14 protein-coding genes and 1 riboswitch are annotated in these 15,722 nt (G+C 60.8%); of the genes, 6 read left to right on the top strand and 8 right to left on the bottom strand.

All coding sequences use genetic code 11. The features are described from left to right. Positions 1–11 precede the first annotated feature (11 nt). The 3 genes from cpdA to FQ182_RS05645 form a co-directional block, all read right to left on the bottom strand. Positions 12–827 (bottom strand): 3',5'-cyclic-AMP phosphodiesterase, encoded by an 816-nt coding sequence (gene cpdA / locus FQ182_RS05655; protein WP_149411176.1) that lies wholly within the window; start codon positions 825–827, stop codon positions 12–14. Positions 828–926: 99 nt separating this feature from the next. Beyond that, on the bottom strand, positions 927–1,376 hold the full coding sequence (locus tag FQ182_RS05650) for a DUF1249 domain-containing protein (RefSeq protein ID WP_133101399.1): 450 nt from the start codon (positions 1,374–1,376) through the stop codon (positions 927–929). Beyond that, entirely contained in the window at positions 1,367–1,984 is a 618-nt protein-coding gene (locus FQ182_RS05645; protein WP_149411177.1) for an NUDIX domain-containing protein, read from the bottom strand. Before FQ182_RS05645 ends, FQ182_RS05650 begins: the two co-directional genes overlap by 10 nt. 213 nt (positions 1,985–2,197) lie before the next feature. Between FQ182_RS05645 and FQ182_RS05640 the strand changes: the two genes are divergently transcribed. Continuing rightward, complete coding sequence (locus tag FQ182_RS05640) at positions 2,198–2,944, top strand: RsiV family protein (RefSeq protein ID WP_149411178.1); 747 nt, start codon at positions 2,198–2,200, stop codon at positions 2,942–2,944. Here FQ182_RS05640 and cytX read toward each other — a convergent pair. Then, positions 2,913–4,202, bottom strand: a complete 1,290-nt coding sequence (cytX, locus tag FQ182_RS05635) for a putative hydroxymethylpyrimidine transporter CytX (RefSeq protein ID WP_149411179.1) — start codon at positions 4,200–4,202, stop codon at positions 2,913–2,915. The genes FQ182_RS05640 and cytX overlap by 32 nt on opposite strands. Positions 4,203–4,297: 95 nt before the next feature. After that, positions 4,298–6,187, bottom strand: coding sequence for a phosphomethylpyrimidine synthase ThiC (gene thiC / locus FQ182_RS05630; RefSeq protein WP_149411180.1), 1,890 nt, complete (start codon positions 6,185–6,187; stop codon positions 4,298–4,300). A gap of 151 nt (positions 6,188–6,338) precedes the next feature. Continuing rightward, positions 6,339–6,444, bottom strand: a riboswitch (TPP riboswitch). Between the two features lie 197 nt (positions 6,445–6,641). Here thiC and FQ182_RS05625 point away from each other — a divergent pair. Beyond that, the gene (locus FQ182_RS05625; protein WP_149411181.1) at positions 6,642–8,081 is read left to right on the top strand and encodes a TolC family outer membrane protein; all 1,440 of its coding nucleotides are present in this window, start codon (positions 6,642–6,644) and stop codon (positions 8,079–8,081) included. 111 nt (positions 8,082–8,192) lie between these two features. On the opposite strand, the gene waaA is transcribed toward FQ182_RS05625, so the two are convergent. Both waaA and FQ182_RS05615 read right to left on the bottom strand, forming a co-directional pair. Further along, positions 8,193–9,470 carry a lipid IV(A) 3-deoxy-D-manno-octulosonic acid transferase gene (gene waaA, locus FQ182_RS05620; protein ID WP_149411182.1) on the bottom strand — a complete coding sequence of 426 codons (1,278 nt, stop codon included), beginning with the start codon at positions 9,468–9,470 and terminating at the stop codon, positions 8,193–8,195. A gap of 23 nt (positions 9,471–9,493) precedes the next feature. Beyond that, positions 9,494–10,384, bottom strand: coding sequence for a LysR family transcriptional regulator (locus tag FQ182_RS05615; RefSeq protein ID WP_149411183.1), 891 nt, complete (start codon positions 10,382–10,384; stop codon positions 9,494–9,496). 103 nt (positions 10,385–10,487) lie between these two features. On the opposite strand from FQ182_RS05615, the gene FQ182_RS05610 reads away from it, so the two are divergent. The 4 genes from FQ182_RS05610 (at position 10,488) to FQ182_RS05595 (ending at position 13,980) form a co-directional block, all read left to right on the top strand. Next, on the top strand, positions 10,488–10,823 hold the full coding sequence (locus tag FQ182_RS05610; RefSeq protein WP_149411184.1) for a multidrug efflux SMR transporter: 336 nt from the start codon (positions 10,488–10,490) through the stop codon (positions 10,821–10,823). A gap of 165 nt (positions 10,824–10,988) precedes the next feature. Next, positions 10,989–12,164, top strand: coding sequence for an FAD-binding oxidoreductase (locus tag FQ182_RS05605; protein ID WP_149411185.1), 1,176 nt, complete (start codon positions 10,989–10,991; stop codon positions 12,162–12,164). Further along, positions 12,161–12,973: an aldo/keto reductase gene (locus FQ182_RS05600; protein WP_149411186.1), complete on the top strand. Its 813-nt coding sequence runs from the start codon at positions 12,161–12,163 to the stop codon at positions 12,971–12,973. Before FQ182_RS05605 ends, FQ182_RS05600 begins: the two co-directional genes overlap by 4 nt. A 41-nt stretch (positions 12,974–13,014) precedes the next feature. Further along, the gene (locus FQ182_RS05595) at positions 13,015–13,980 is read left to right on the top strand and encodes a metal ABC transporter ATPase (RefSeq protein WP_149411187.1); all 966 of its coding nucleotides are present in this window, start codon (positions 13,015–13,017) and stop codon (positions 13,978–13,980) included. Between the two features lie 222 nt (positions 13,981–14,202). Here the strand turns inward: FQ182_RS05595 and hldE are convergent, their stop codons facing one another. Next, on the bottom strand, positions 14,203–15,624 hold the full coding sequence (gene hldE, locus FQ182_RS05590; RefSeq protein ID WP_178114391.1) for a bifunctional D-glycero-beta-D-manno-heptose-7-phosphate kinase/D-glycero-beta-D-manno-heptose 1-phosphate adenylyltransferase HldE: 1,422 nt from the start codon (positions 15,622–15,624) through the stop codon (positions 14,203–14,205). Positions 15,625–15,722 lie beyond the last annotated feature (98 nt).

Here is a 15,722-nt window from a genome sequence, read left to right as displayed (position 1 = left end):
ACAGGGAAACCTCAGTAGCCGTTGCTACCGTAATCCACCTGAAACTCAAAGCCTTCGACGCGTTCAACGCCGGTTTCAAGCCGTCCGTCGGCATGCAGGCGCAACCAGCGATAGCCTGGCGCCTCTTCGCTGACCTTGAAGTCCTCGCTGCCGGGAGCGAATTGGATACAGGTGGACGGCGACGCCAGCAAGCGCACGCCATTGCGTTCGCGGTCGATTTCCTGATGCACATGACCCCAAAGCAGCGCCTTCACCTGAGGGAAACGGTCCAGCACGGCAAACAGTGCCTCGGGATTACGCAGCCCGATGGGCTCCATCCACGCGCAGCCGATGGACACCGGGTGATGGTGCAAGCACACCAGGTGATGGCGGCTCGGCGCTTCACTCAAGGATCGCGCCAGCAATTGCAGCTGCCGATCCTGCAAGTAACCCGGCACGGAGCCCGGCACCGCCGAATCCAGCAAGGTGACACGCCAGTTGCCCACATCCACCACCGGCTCCAGCAACGCGCTGTTCACCGTTGCCTGCAGCATGATGTGCGGCTCGTCGTGATTGCCTGGAATCCAGCGCGCCGGCGCCGAAACCTGCCGGGTCATGTCGCGAAACTGTTGGTAAGACTCCAGCGTGCCGTCCTGGGACAGGTCACCGGTAGCCAGCAACAGATCAATCTGCGGTTGTTGAGCCCGCACCAGGTCGATCACCCGTTGCAGACTGTCGCGGCTGTTCATGCCCAGCAGCGTACTATCGGTCTCGGCAAACAGATGGCTGTCGGACAACTGCACCAGCAACGCCGAAGCGTCAGGATTCAAGGCGGATACGCTCGGCAAGGCGTTCTCCCAGGGCGTGATCACAGGAATGGACATTTGGCGCAATTATGCTGGGGCAGGACACAAAGAGGAAATCCGTGAATAGGGCGCAGTTCACATCTACCGAACGACTTCAAACTCATGGCCCAGGGCTAGGCAGTGGCTCAACCATTCACCGAGGAACACATTGAGCTGTGCTTTCTCATCGGGCTGGTGCATGAACACATTAGGGTAAGGATAGATGCTGCGAAAGCGCCGCGCATGCTCGGCACTGACCACTTCGGCCATTCGCGCATCGTGATACACCTGAACTTCCAGTTGCGGCACCGGCAACCACGGCAGGCTGTGTTCCTGGCGCACCCGCAGGGTGGTGGTGTACGGGCAGGTCAGCAGCACTTCCAGGGCCAGCACGCCGAGCATCTGGTCGCCGTGGGTCACGGCAATGCGCCGCGCCTCGGGGGCGTGACGCATGTCCGGGAGCAGCCGCATCAGCCGTGCATAGTTGGCCTCGCAAGCTGCTTGCAACCCGACCAGGTCAACTCGATAACGTTCTCGTGCCTTTACTGCCATAACCCCCTCACTTCTGCGCGATTAAGCGCAAGCCATTGCAGGGCGATAATGCTGGCTGCATTGGAAATTTTGCCGTCACGTACCGCTTGCAAAGCGTTTTCGAAGGCCCAGACAGTGACGCGGATGTCCTCTGCTTCTTCTTCAAGCCCGTGGACGCCACCGGCCCCAGCACTCTCGCAACGTCCCAGGAACAGGTGAACGTATTCGGTGCTGCCACCCGGCGACGGGAAATATTTAGTGATCGGCCACAGCGCGGAGAAGGTCAACCCAGCTTCCTCCTCGGCTTCGCGGTGCGCAACCTCCTCCGGTTGCTCGTCCTTGTCGATCAGGCCGGCAACCATCTCCACCAGCCACGGGTTGTTGGTCCGACCCATGGCGCCGACACGAAATTGCTCGATCAGTACCACTTCATCGCGCTGCGGATCGTAAGGCAGCACGCACACCGCATCATGACGGACGAAGACTTCACGGCTGATCACCCGGCTCATGCCACCCTCGAATAGCTCATGGCGCAGTTGCACGTGATCCAGCTTGTAGAAGCCCTGGTAGGCATTGTCGCGCTGAACGATCTCTATCTTGCTCGGCGTCGATTTCGCAATGTCCGTCATATCAACCCTCGTTTATAGCCGTGCGGTTTCGAGGCTAGCCTCGGCATCGCGCCATCCTAACGCGCTCGCGCCTATGGGTGCAGCCCCTTTCCGGTTGCCGGGATAGACGGCTGGCGTCAAACTCACTGTATTCAGCTTAGTGGCGAACTGACTGCAATGTTGGCAGTCGAAGCCCCATATCTTTCGCTCTTCTCCGATTTATGAAGGACGCACATGTCGCTTTTAAAAGTCGCCTCCGTGGCCTGTATTGCATTGACCCTCGGCGCTTGCCAGAGCCTGTTCCAGCCCAGCTATCGCGCGCCACTGGAAACCACTCGTGACGCCTCTGAGCAAACCCAACCCGGTTGCGCCACTGCCGACTGCCCGCTGGTGAACATCGACACGGTGCATTTCGCCAAAGAGCCCAAGTTGGATGGATTGATCGAGCAGCGTTTACTGGAGATGACCCGCACCACGCCGGGCGCAGCGCTGCCAACGACCCTTGCGGCCTATCGTGAGCAGTTCCTGCGCACATCCGGCCCACGCAACAGCATGTATTTGCAAGCCAAGGTACGGGAGCAGCATGACGGCTTGGTGATCATCGAGTTGTCCAGTTACCTGGACACCGGCGGCGCCCATGGCGACCCGGGCCGTGGGTTTATCAACTACTCGCGCCAGCAGCAGAAAGCCTTGACCCTGCCGGACATGCTGTTACCCGGCAAGGAAGAGGCGTTCTGGAAGGCCGCACAAGTGGCCCACAACAGTTGGCTGATCAGCACCCGCCTGGGCCTGGAACCGGACTACGTGAAAACCTGGCCATTCCAGAAAACCCCGAACGTGGCGCTGACCTATGGTGGCGTAATCCTCAAGTACCCCACCACCACCATCGCCCCATACGCCATGGGCCATGTCGAACTGCAAATCCCCTACTCGCGCCTAGATGACATCATCAAGCCCGAACTGGTGCCCGTGCGCCACTGAAGGCCCGGCCGAGGATAAATTGCAGCAGCCCTGCCAGCACCAGCGCCGGCAGGGTGGCGCCGATGTCTGGATAGAGATTGGCCAGCAAGTGATAGGTGCTGATACCGCCGAGCCAAGCCAGCAGCGCCGGCCAACGCAGGCTTGCAACCGCCGCTGAGCCTCGGCGACGCAAGATGAAGTGATCCACCAGCACCACGCCAAACAGCGGCGCGAATACCGAGCCGATCAACAGCAGGAAGTTCTGGTACTGGGCCAGCGGCGCGAAGCAGGCGATCAGCGTGCAGATGACGCCGATGGCCAACGCCAGGTGCTCGACTTTCAAGCGCAACAGAATCCCGCTGGACACCGCCGCCGAGTGAATATCAGCGAAGGCATTTTCCGATTCATCCAGAAGAATCAGCAACAGCGGAATCCCCAGGCCTGCCCCGGCCAAGGCCAGCAACAAGGCGTTTACTTCACCACTCGGTGCGAACGCCAGGGTGTAGGCCACGCCCAGGCTCATCAGCCAGAAGTTACCGATAAAAAAGCCCAGGGCCGTACCGCCAAAGACATTTTTCGCCCGCTTGCCGAAACGCGAGTAATCGGCGATCAGCGGCAGCCAGGACAACGGCATGGCGATGGCAATATCAAAGCCCACGGCAAACGGCAGCGAACCGTCGCCGACCTGGGCCCAAAGTGTGGCCAGGTCAGCTTTGGCGAACAGGTTCCAGGTCAGCCACAGGCAGGCGGCCAACAGTAGCCAGATGCCCCACTTGCGCAGGATCTGCCGCACGAAGGTCAGCGGACCGCAGACGGCCAGCAAGGTGGCGAGCCCGCCAAAGAATAGAGTCCAGAGCAACGGGCTAGCCAACAGGCTGCCTTCGCTGAACGCCCGAGTGCCTAACAGACTCGCAGCATCGCGCATCACGATAATTTCAAACGAGCCCCAGCCGATCAGCTGTAGCAGGTTCAACAGCGCCGGAAGGCTTGCGCCTTTTGTGCCCAGGCTGAGTTTGAGAGCGGCCATGGAGGACAGGCCGGTGTCGCTGCCGATCACGCCGACGGCGGCCAGCAACAGCACGCCAACCAGAGTGCCGAGGAAAATGGCCAGCAGCGAACCGGACAATCCCAGGCCCGGCGCCAACAGCGCGCCAGTTTGCAGAACCATCAGGCCGATGCCGAGGGAGAACCATAGGGAAAAGAGATCGCGGGCACCGAAGACGCGCTTGTCAGCCGGCACTGCGATGTCTGGGGAATAGGTGCTGGGTTGAATGCTCAAGGGTGTTATCTCAGAGGGATGATAGCTACAAGCTGCAAGCCTTAAGCTGCAAGCAAAAACGGGTTTGCACCTGCTTCTAACTTGCAGCTTGGCGCTTAAACCTTTTTGTACAGCTGACTACCTTCCTGCTTGAACCGCTCCGCCTGCTCCGCCAACCCTTTGGCGACATCCACATCCACTGCCTCGATCAGTTGGTTAGCTGCGTACTCACGCACTTCCTGGGTGATCTTCATCGAGCAGAATTTCGGCCCACACATCGAGCAGAAATGCGCGACCTTGGCCGAATCCTTCGGCAGGGTTTCATCGTGGTACGAACGCGCGGTGTCCGGGTCCAGGCCCAGGTTGAACTGGTCTTCCCAGCGGAACTCGAAGCGCGCCTTGCTCAACGCGTTATCGCGGATCTGCGCTCCCGGATGCCCCTTGGCCAAGTCCGCCGCGTGGGCCGCGATCTTGTAGGTGATGATCCCTGTCTTGACGTCATCCTTGTTCGGCAAACCCAGGTGTTCCTTGGGCGTGACGTAGCAGAGCATGGCGCAACCGAACCAGCCGATCATCGCCGCACCAATGCCGGAGGTGATGTGGTCATAACCCGGTGCAATGTCGGTGGTCAGCGGGCCGAGGGTGTAGAACGGCGCCTCGTCGCAGCACTCCAGCTGCTTGTCCATGTTCTCCTTGATCAGTTGCATCGGCACGTGGCCGGGGCCTTCGATCATGGTTTGCACGTCGTGCTTCCAGGCGATCTTGGTCAGCTCGCCTAGGGTTTCCAGCTCGCCAAATTGCGCGGCGTCGTTGGCGTCGGCAATCGAGCCCGGACGCAGGCCATCCCCGAGGGAGAAGCTGACGTCGTAGGCCTTCATGATTTCGCAGATTTCGTCGAAATGGGTGTAGGTGAAGTTCTCTTTGTGGTGGGCCAGACACCACTTGGCCATGATCGAACCGCCACGGGAAACAATGCCAGTAACGCGTTTGGCGGTCAGCGGTACATAGCGCAACAAGACGCCTGCGTGGATGGTGAAGTAGTCGACGCCCTGCTCGGCCTGTTCGATCAGGGTGTCGCGAAACAGCTCCCAGGTCAGGTCTTCAGCCGCGCCGCCGACTTTTTCCAGGGCCTGGTAGATCGGCACAGTACCGATCGGCACCGGCGAGTTGCGGATGATCCACTCGCGGGTTTCGTGGATGTGCTTGCCGGTGGACAGGTCCATCACCGTGTCCGAACCCCAGCGAATGCCCCAGGTCAATTTCGCCACTTCTTCTTCGATTGACGAACCCAGAGCGCTGTTGCCGATGTTGCCGTTGATCTTCACCAGGAAGTTACGGCCGATGATCATCGGTTCCAGTTCAGTGTGATTGATGTTCGCCGGAATAATTGCCCGGCCACGGGCGATTTCTTCGCACACAAATTCAGGTGTGATGATTTTCGGCACGCTGGCGCCGAAGCTGTGGCCGGCGTGTTGCTGGTCCAAAAGGCCTGCGGCACGGGCTTCTTCCAGCTTCATGTTTTCGCGGATGGCGACGTATTCCATCTCGGCGGTGATGATGCCTTGGCGGGCGTAGTGCATCTGCGTGACATTGGCCCCGGCCTTGGCCCGGCGCGGGTTCTTCACGTGGGCGAAGCGCAGGGCAGTCAGCTCGGCATCGCTCAGGCGCTGCTGGCCGAAGTTGGAACTCAGGCCGGCCAGGCGCTCGGTGTCGCCACGGGATTCGATCCACGGTGAGCGCACGTCGCACAGGCCTTTGCGCACATCGATGATGACGTTGGGGTCGGTGTAGGGGCCGGAGGTGTCGTAGACCACCACGGGGGCATTGATTTCGCCGCCGAGGTCGGTGGGGGTCACGTCGAGGCTGACTTCGCGCATCGGCACGCGAATGTCCGGGCGTGTGCCCTGGACGTAGATTTTTTGCGAGCGGGTAAACGGCTGTACTGATTGCTGATCGACCTTGGCCGATTCACTCAAATGCACGGTGTTTTTTAGTTTTGTACTCATCACGGGCTCTCCAGACACATCCAGGCAGTGGATTTTTGTCGGAGTGAACCTGTGACGGATGGGCGCACTGTAAATAAGTGCTGTGCTTGGCGCACGAGGGCTGTTCGATTGTCGAACAACATCCCGGACGAAGCACAAGAGGACTCGCCGGGTGACGAGAAATCTTGTTCCCTACGCAGGCGCTAACCTGATCAGGTTCAACGGGATCCGGTATTTACCGATCTCAGCCTCATAGCAAGGCACCCCGACAAGAACGCGGCCAGTCTAGACCATGGAGCAGGCAAATTACCAATAGCGGTGCATTCAGCGTGATGAATGGCGCAATTACAGGATTGTTGCGTGGTGTTGCGACCACTACACTCGGCTACTGTCTCAACGCCTTGACGCTGCGAATCGCTCGTCGTAGCCTTGGGCTCAAAATTATCGCCGTAATATTTACTCTAGGGATCGCCTCATGCTGCGCAAACTCTCACTGGCTCTTGCCGTGTCTTGTGCGACCAATGGAATGGTCTGGGCAGCTGAAGCGCCCTTGTCGACCAAAACCGACCTGGTCAGCGTCTATCAGGAAGCAGTGGACAACAACGCCGACCTGGCCGCCGCCCGCGCCCAATACGGCGCGCAGAAAGAAGTGGTGCCCCAGGCCCGTGCCGGTTTGCTGCCGAACCTGTCGGCCGGCGCCGACATCAATAATGTGCGCACCCAGATCGACCAGCCTGCGACCACCGCCAATCGCGATGCCCACTCCTGGCGGGCAACCCTAAGTCAGCCGCTGTTCCGTGCCGACCGCTGGTTCCAGCTGCAAGCCGCCGAAGCGGTCAACGAACAGGCGGCGCTGCAACTCTCGGCCACCGAACAGAACCTGATCCTGCAAAGCGCCGAAAACTACTTCGCCGTGCTGCGGGCCCAGGACAACCTGGCCTCGACCAAGGCCGAAGAAGCCGCCTTCAAACGTCAACTGGACCAGTCCAACGAGCGCTTCGATGTCGGCCTGTCGGACAAGACCGACGTGCTGCAATCCCAGGCCAGCTACGACACGGCGCGGGCCAACCGGATTCTGGCCCAGCGCCAGGTGGACGACGCCTTTGAAGCGCTGATCACCCTGACCAACCGTCAGTACAACGCCATTCAGGGCATCGTCCATACGCTGCCGGTGTTACCGCCGCTGCCCAACGACGCCAAAGCCTGGGTCGACACCGCAGGCCGACAGAACCTGAATTTGCTGGCCAGCAACTATGCAGTCACCGCCGCTGAAGAAACCCTCAAGCAACGCAAGGCCGGCCACGCGCCGACCCTCGATGCCGTGGCGCAATACGAGAAGGGTGACAACGACGCCCTGGGCCTGAGCAACCCAAACAACCTGCCGACTGCCTACGGCGGCGATGTCTCGCAACGCACCATCGGCCTGCGCCTGAGCATCCCGTTGTACAGCGGCGGCCTCACCAGCTCGCAAGTGCGCGAATCCTATTCGCGCCTTGGCCAGACCGAGCAACAACGCGAAGGCCTGCGCCGCCAGGTAGTAGAAAACACCCGCAACCTGCACCGTGCGGTGAACACCGATGTGGAGCAGGTACAGGCACGCCGCCAGTCGATCATCTCCAACCAGAGCGCGGTGCAAGCTACGGAAATCGGTTACCAGGTGGGCACGCGCAATATCGTTGATGTGCTGGATGCCCAGCGCCAGCTGTACACCTCGGTGCGCAACTACAACAACAGCCGCTATGACTACATCCTCGACAACCTGCGCCTGAAACAGGCGGCAGGGACGTTGAATCCGGGGGACTTGCAGGACCTGGCGCGGTATCTGAAGGCTGACTACAACCCGGACAAGGACTTCTTGCCGCCGGATCTGGCCAAGGCGGCTGCCGAGCAATTGAAGGCTAATCCCGGTTATTGAGCAACTGCCCCTGGAGCGAGCTTGCTCGCGAAGAACTTAAGGACGCCGCGTTTATTCAGACTGAACGCGTAATCGTTAACGTTTATCGCGAGCAAACTCGCTCCTGCAAGGTCAGCGATTGATCAGTCGATCAAGCCCATCGAGCAACCGCTTCAAAGCCCCTTGGTTAGCCTGCATCACCTTGAGTCCCGCTTCCGCCATCCTCTGTGAATCTCGCGGCAACTCAAACAGCCGCTGCACCGCCACCGCCAAACCGTCGGCATCATCCACTTCCTGCAACGCTCCGGCCTCGCGCATCATTGCCCCGATTTCAAGGAAGTTGAACAGGTGCGGGCCACAGATCACAGGCTTGCCCAGCGCCGCCGGTTCCAGCAGATTGTGGCCGCCGTTGGGCATCAGGCTACCGCCGACAAAAGCGCTATCGGCCAACGCGTAAAGAAACAGCAACTCCCCCATGGTGTCGCCGAGCAACACTGAAGTGGCTGCCGTAACAGGCTGATCGCTGGAGCGACGCACCGTGGCTAAGCCTTGCTGCTGGCACAACTCGAACATCGCGTTGAAGCGCTCCGGATGGCGCGGCACCAGGATCAGCAGCGCATCGGGGTGGCTGGCAAGCAATTGGCGATGGGCGGCGAGCACCACTTCATCCTCGCCTTCGTGGGTACTGGCGGCAATCCATACCGGGCGCTCGCTGGTTTGCCATTGCTGGCGCAGTTCTGCGGCGCGAAATAACAGCTGTGGATCGATGGTCAGGTCAAACTTGATCGAGCCGGTGACTTCGACGGTTTGCGGCCGCGCGCCGAGGCTGCGAAAGCGCTCGGCCTCGGTTTCGGTCTGTACGGCGAACAGGCTCATTTCTGCCAGCATCGGCGCAGTCAACTTGGCGAATCGCCCGTAGCCCTTGGCCGAACGGGCCGATAGCCGCGCATTGGCCAATGCCACGGGGATACCGCGCTTGGCACACTGGTGGATATGGTTGGGCCACAACTCGGTTTCCATGATGACTGCCAGCTTGGGCTGGACCCGATCCAGAAACCGCTTTGCGGCGCACGGCAAGTCATAGGGAAGATAGCAATGCTGGATGCGCGGCTCATTGGCAAACAGTGCCTGGATCCGCTCGGAACCGGTGGGCGTCATGCAGGTGACGGTGATCGGCAGCTGTGGATAACGTTGCAGCAGGCCACGGATCATTGGCGCAGCGGCGATGCTCTCGCCCACCGACACCGCGTGCACCCAGATCCCACCGGGTTGCATCGCCGGCAACCCATAGGAAAAGCGTTCACTGACGCGCTTGGCATAGGCCGGGGCCTTGCGCGCCCGCAGCCAAAGACGTAAAGCCACCAACGGCAGCGCCAGGTAAAACAGACAGCTGTAGAGAGTTCTATTCATGGCGGCGGAGTTTATCGGCTTTTTCAGTCGATCGCCTGCAAGCACTCGGTAAAACGTTCGGCGAGAAAGCGTGCGGCGGGGCCAAGGGGCTCGTCGCGGCGCCATACAAGCTCCACAACCAGCGCCGGAGGGGTCCATTCGCCGTCCAGTTCGACCATCTGGTCCTGATACGTCGGATACTGCACCACATGCCGGGGTAGCCAGGCCCAACCCAGGCCACGCACCAGCCATTCGGCGAGGACGTAGAAGCTGTCGGCGCGCCACACTTGAGGACTTGCGGCCTCACTGCCGGGGTAGACACTGGTTTGCGTGGACATCAGCAACTGGCGAAACTGCGCCAGATGCTGGCAAAGCACATGCTTTTGCGTCGCCAGAGGATGTCCGACGCCGCATACAGTGACCATTTCCACGCGGCCTACTACTCGCCGCTCAAGGGCTTCGGGGATTTGGTCGTGGTAGAACAGCAGACCCAGATCCGCCTTGCGCTCAACCAACTTTCGCGCCACGTCACCTTGGGCGACGCTGGACAATTGCACTTCCAGGTTGGGAAATTTTCCCGCCAGGATTTCAAGGCTATCCAGTACCGGTTGATAGAGCATGGCCTCGTCCTGAGCCAGGCGCAGGCACGCTTCTTCCCCGCGCATTAACGACATGGCACGACCATTGAGGCGTTCGCACTGGCGCAACACTTCCCGCGCTTCTTCAAGCAACACCGTTCCGGCTTCGGTCAACCGGGGCTGGCGACCACTGCTGCGATCGAACAGACTGACCCCCAGGTCCGCCTCCAACAGCGCAATCCCATTACTCACCGCCGATTGCGCCTTGCGCTGGTCACGCGCCACCGCCGAAAACGAACGCTGCTCGGCAACGCTGACAAACAGACGCATCTGTTCCAGGCTCCACTGCACACTCATGGCTTAACCCATCTTCAATTCAGATAGGTAATGACTTTACCCCATCTGAAGAGTCTCTAGAATGCCGACCTCATCAAACAAGCCACACACCGAGGATTTACCCATGAACGTCGCCTACTACTATCTGGCCATTGCCATTTGCTCGGAAGTGATCGCTACTGTTTCCATGAAAGCCATCAAGGGCTTCAGCACACCGATCCCGCTGCTGCTAGTGATCGTCGGTTACAGCGTGGCGTTCTGGATGCTGACGCTTGTAGTGCGCACCGTGCCGGTGGGCGTGGCCTATGCGGTGTGGGCCGGGATGGGTATTGTCATGGTCAGCATCGCCGCGCTGTTTATCTACGGGCAGAAACTCGACATTCCGGCGATGCTGGGGATGGCGCTAATTGTACTGGGGGTGGTGGTGATTCAATTGTTTTCGAAAACGGCGGGGCACTGATCTTTCACTTGAGGCTCAAGTGGGTTCGAAATTCGCAGCCTCGTTTCACTCGATAGCTCCTGCGACAGGTCTGCCATTAGAGAGCGTGTTGCATTGATCCCGGGCAAAGATCCATTTCATGAGTCTGTATACTGAGCCTCTTGTCTTGAACACTGAGGTTGCCCCATGCCATCCGTTATTTCCACCGACGTTCTGATTGTCGGCGCCGGAGTTGCCGGCCTCTGGCTCAATGCGCGCCTGCGCAGCCAGGGCTTTTCCACGGTACTGGTGGAGAATGCCACCCTCGGCGGCGGGCAAAGTGTGAAGTCCCAGGGGATTATTCATGGCGGGGCCAAGTACGCCTTGCACGGTGTCCTGACCGGCGCCTCCGAAGCCATCGCCGACATGCCCCGCCGCTGGGGCGAAGCTCTCGCGGGAAATGGCGAGCTGGACCTGTCCGGCGTGCGCCTGCTGTCCCAGGCCCACTATCTATGGTCTCCCGGCACCCTGGCCGGCAATCTCACCAGTTTCTTCGCCAGCAAGGCGGTGCGTGGTCGCGTCAATCAGGTCAAGGGCGACGACCTGCCGCCGGCGCTGCAAGACCGCCGCTTCAAGGGCAAGGTCTATCGCCTGGCCGAGTTGGTGGTGGATGTGCCGAGCCTGATCGAACGCCTGGCGCAATTGGCCGGCGACGGCTTGCTCGCCGGGCAGCAGATCGAACCACTGCTGGAAAATGACGCATTGGTTGGCTTGAAGGTCGATGGCCGCGAAATCCGCGCCCAGCGCATCGTCCTCAGTGCTGGCGCCGGCACCGCCGATCTACTGAGCGCACTGGGACTGAGCCAGCCGGCCATGCAATGCCGCCCGCTGCACATGATCATCGCCAAGGGCCCCGGCCTTAAGCCGCTGTACGCCCACTGCCTGGGCGCCGGCACCAAGCCGCGCGTCACCGTGACCACTCACCCGGCGGCCGATGGCAATTGGGTCTGGTACATAGGCGGTGATATTGCCGAGGCCGAAGGCGTGGCTCGCACGCCCGCCGAACAGATTGCCACTGCGCAAAAAGATCTGGCCCATCTGTTGCCCTGGATCGACATGAGCCAGACCCAATGGGCCACCTTGCGCGTGGACCGCGCCGAACCCTTGCAATCGGGTCTGACCCGGCCGGACAGCGCCTTCCTTGCCGAGCAGGATCGACTGCTGGTGGGCTGGCCGACCAAGCTGGCCCTGGCGCCGGACTTCGCCGATCGCGTGATCGAGGCACTGGACCGTGACGGCATCAAGCCCGGCCCAGCGCAAACACTGCCCGACCTGCCGAAACCGACCATCGCCCAACCCGCCTGGGAGCAACTGTTGCCATGACCCTGCCGACCCTGCATGACCTTCACCGCCCGCTGGGCAGCACTGGCCTGCTGGTGTCGCCGCTGGGTCTGGGTACCGTCAAGCTGGGCCGTGACCAAGGCGTGAAATACCCCAACGGCTTTCAAATTCCGAACGACGACGAGGCGCGAATGCTGCTGCGCCAGGCGCGGGAACTGGGCATTAACCTGATCGACACCGCGCCCGCCTACGGGCGCAGCGAAGAGCGCCTGGGGCCGCTGTTACGCGGCCAGCGCCAGGAGTGGGTGATTGTCAGCAAGGTCGGTGAAGAGTTCACCGATGGCGTGTCCAGCCATGACTTCAGCGCCGCCCACACCCGCCTTTCCGTGGAACGTAGCCTGCAACGATTGGAAACGGATTTTATCGATCTGGTACTGGTGCATTCCGACGGCAATGACCTGCACATCCTCAACGACTGTGAGGTCTACCAGACCCTGGCAGACCTCAAGCGCGAGGGCAAGATTCGCGGTTTCGGCTTCTCCGGCAAAACCGTCGAAGGTGGCGTGAAGGCTCTGGAACAGGGTGATTGCGCCATGGTCACCTACAACCTGAACGAACAGGGCGAAAAAGCCGTGATCGATTATGCCGCCGCCCACGGCAAAGGCATCCTGGTAAAAAAGGCCCTGGCCAGTGGTCACGCCTGCCTTGAATCGGGAATGGATCCAATTCACGCCAGTTTCATCTTGTTGTTTGCGCAAACCGGCGTGGCCAGTGCTATTGTCGGGACCATCAATCCGCTGCACCTCGCCCATAACGTGGCGACCGCTGCCAAGGTCATTCGCCAACTCTGATGCCGCCGACGCGGCCGACCCCGACGCAAGGAGGAGCCGACATGCCGCGAACGCTCATAAGAAAAAACCCCAGCAACTTTAAAACACTGCCACTGTTCGTCGAAGCCACCCCCGAAGGCTTGAGTTACCAGAGCGTGGGCATGCCGCTCAACTTCGCCCAGACCCTGCAACGACGCAAGCCGGTGGACGTAGCAGACGCCGAGCGCTTCTCCCTGGAGCTGGCCAACCTTGGCGTGTCGGTACGCCTGACGCTGCATTGGCAGAATCGCAATTACTGGGTGCTGGTGCGCCAGCGTCGGCAGGATCGCGGCGACGTGGTGCTCAAACTGATCTCCGGCTATGTCCCGGCCCACGAACTGAACCTGCCGCTGCACACCGCCATCCAGGAAATCGCCGAAGAATGCCTGCTGGAAACCCCGGAAGGCTGGCTCGGCGGCCGCTTCAACGACACCTGGCTGCCGGCGCCCTACTCATCCGCCCTGCATTACCGCGAAGCGCTGCCGTTTCGCCTCTCGCCCTTGTCCGGCGCCGCCCGCCCAGTGCGTTGCGCCAATATGCAGTTGATCGAACGCCCACAGGCCTATGTGCATCTGCCCACGGCGTCGCTGCAATTGATTTATGACCTGCGCCTGGAAGTGCCGAAAGAGGCCAAGTCCCTGAGCCTGTTTCATGTTGATGAGCGCCTGGAAGGTGATCAACTGGTGGCCCGCCTGGACCGCCAACGCCCCGACCTGTACCTGATGCCCCTCAAGGATGGCCAGCCCTGCGCCGAGCTGTATACCTTGAAAAAGGATCAGCTTTACCCGGCCAGTACGCGGGGTTTGTACCTGGCAGAGAGCTTCGCCCAGCAGGAAGGTTGGCTGGTGCGCGAGGAACGGATCAGGTGGAAGGATTGGCTCAGGCAGCAGGGGCTGAGTGCGCCGGAGAAAGAGTCGAAGCTGAAACAGCTGACTGGCAGGGCGCGGCAGATTTTGCGCAAAATCGTGCCGAAAAAGGCAAACCGGTAACAGGACTACCGAGGTAATGCTATCGCAGCATAGGTATCGACACATCTTGAAGGCAGGAACCGCCGTAGCAGCTACGTCGGCCGCACCACCGCTCTCAGATCAGCCCAGCACCGAGTCACACCTGACGCAGCCCGCCGGGGCTCGACAGCTACGAAAATAGCGGGGCGGCACGATGCATAGATACCCATGGCTATCGCAGGCAAGCCCCACACTAAACCCCTATCAGTTGTTGCGGATCTTCTCGACAATCGCCGTGGTCGAACTGTTTTCCACCAGCCCCAACACTTTGACCTTCCCGCCATAGGCGCTGACGATATCGGCACCGACCACCTGGTCGACCGAGTAATCGCCGCCCTTGACCAGCACGTCCGGCTTGACCTGGGCCAGCAGGCTCTCCGGGGTGCCCTCGGCAAAGCTGATCACCCAGTCCACCGCTCCCAACCCGGCCAGAACCGCCATGCGCCGGTCGACGCTGTTGATCGGCCGACCCGGCCCTTTCAGGCGGCTGACTGATGCATCATCGTTGACCGCAACGATCAAACGATCGCCCTGGGCTCGCGCCTGCTCAAGATAGGTCACATGACCGGCGTGCAGGATGTCAAAGCAACCATTGGTGAAGACGATGCTCTCGTTATGGGCTCGGGCGTCATCAATGGCCAGCAGCAATTGCTCAAGGCTCAACACGCCCCGCTCCGAACCTTCCTCACGCTGGATCGCACGGCGCAGTTCCGGGGCGCTGATGGCCGCGGTACCCAGCTTGCCGACCACGATGCCGGCGGCCAGGTTGGCCAGGGCCACTGCATGGGGCAATTCTTCGCCAGCCGCGATAGCCGCGGCCAAGGTGGAAATCACCGTATCTCCGGCACCGGTGACGTCGAATACTTCACGGGCCCGCGCCGGCAAGTGCATGGCCGGATGGCCGGGGCGCAATAAGGTCATGCCGTGCTCGCCACGGGTCACCAACAAGGCGCCCAGGTCGAGGTCGGCCATGAGGCTGGCACCCTTGGTCACCAACTCGTGCTCATCGGCGCAACCGCCGACGATGGTTTCAAATTCGCTGAGGTTCGGCGTGATCAGGCTGGCGCCTCGATAAATCGAGAAGTCCTTGCCCTTGGGATCGGCCAGCACCGGGATGCCACGGGCCTTGGCGGCCTGGATCAGCATCTGGTGGTTCTTCAGCGCGCCTTTGCCGTAGTCGGATAGCACCAATACCTTGATGCCTTCCAGCAACTCGTCGACCTGCTCACTGAGGGCCAGGGCGTCGGTGGCGAAGGGTTCTTCGAAATCGATACGCAGCAATTGCTGGTGACGACTCATGACCCGCAGCTTGACGATGGTCGGCTGATGGGCAATGCGCTGGAATAGCGCACGCACGCCGGCACCGCGCAGGCTGTTGGCCAGGCTGTCGGCGGCTTCGTCGTCGCCGGTCACACCCACGAGGGAGGCCGGGGCACCGAGCGCAGCAATGTTGAGGGCGACGTTGGCAGCGCCACCTGGGCGGTCTTCGATTTGCTCGACCTTGACTACCGGTACCGGTGCCTCAGGGGAAATCCGTGAGGTACCGCCATGCCAGTAACGGTCGAGCATGACATCGCCGACCACCAAGACAGGGGCTTGATCGAATCGCGGCATGGACAACTTCATGGAGCAACCCACATACAAAATGAACAGGGGCGCGATATTAGCACAGGGTTGTCAAAGGCTTGTGGGGGTCTGCACAGAAGATGTTGCTGATAGAAATG

It is taken from the genome of Pseudomonas sp. ANT_H4, from assembly GCF_008369295.1.
Lineage (GTDB): Bacteria > Pseudomonadota > Gammaproteobacteria > Pseudomonadales > Pseudomonadaceae > Aquipseudomonas.
Note: the sequence above shows the minus strand (reverse complement) of the source record. Positions and strands in the feature narration are given on the sequence as shown.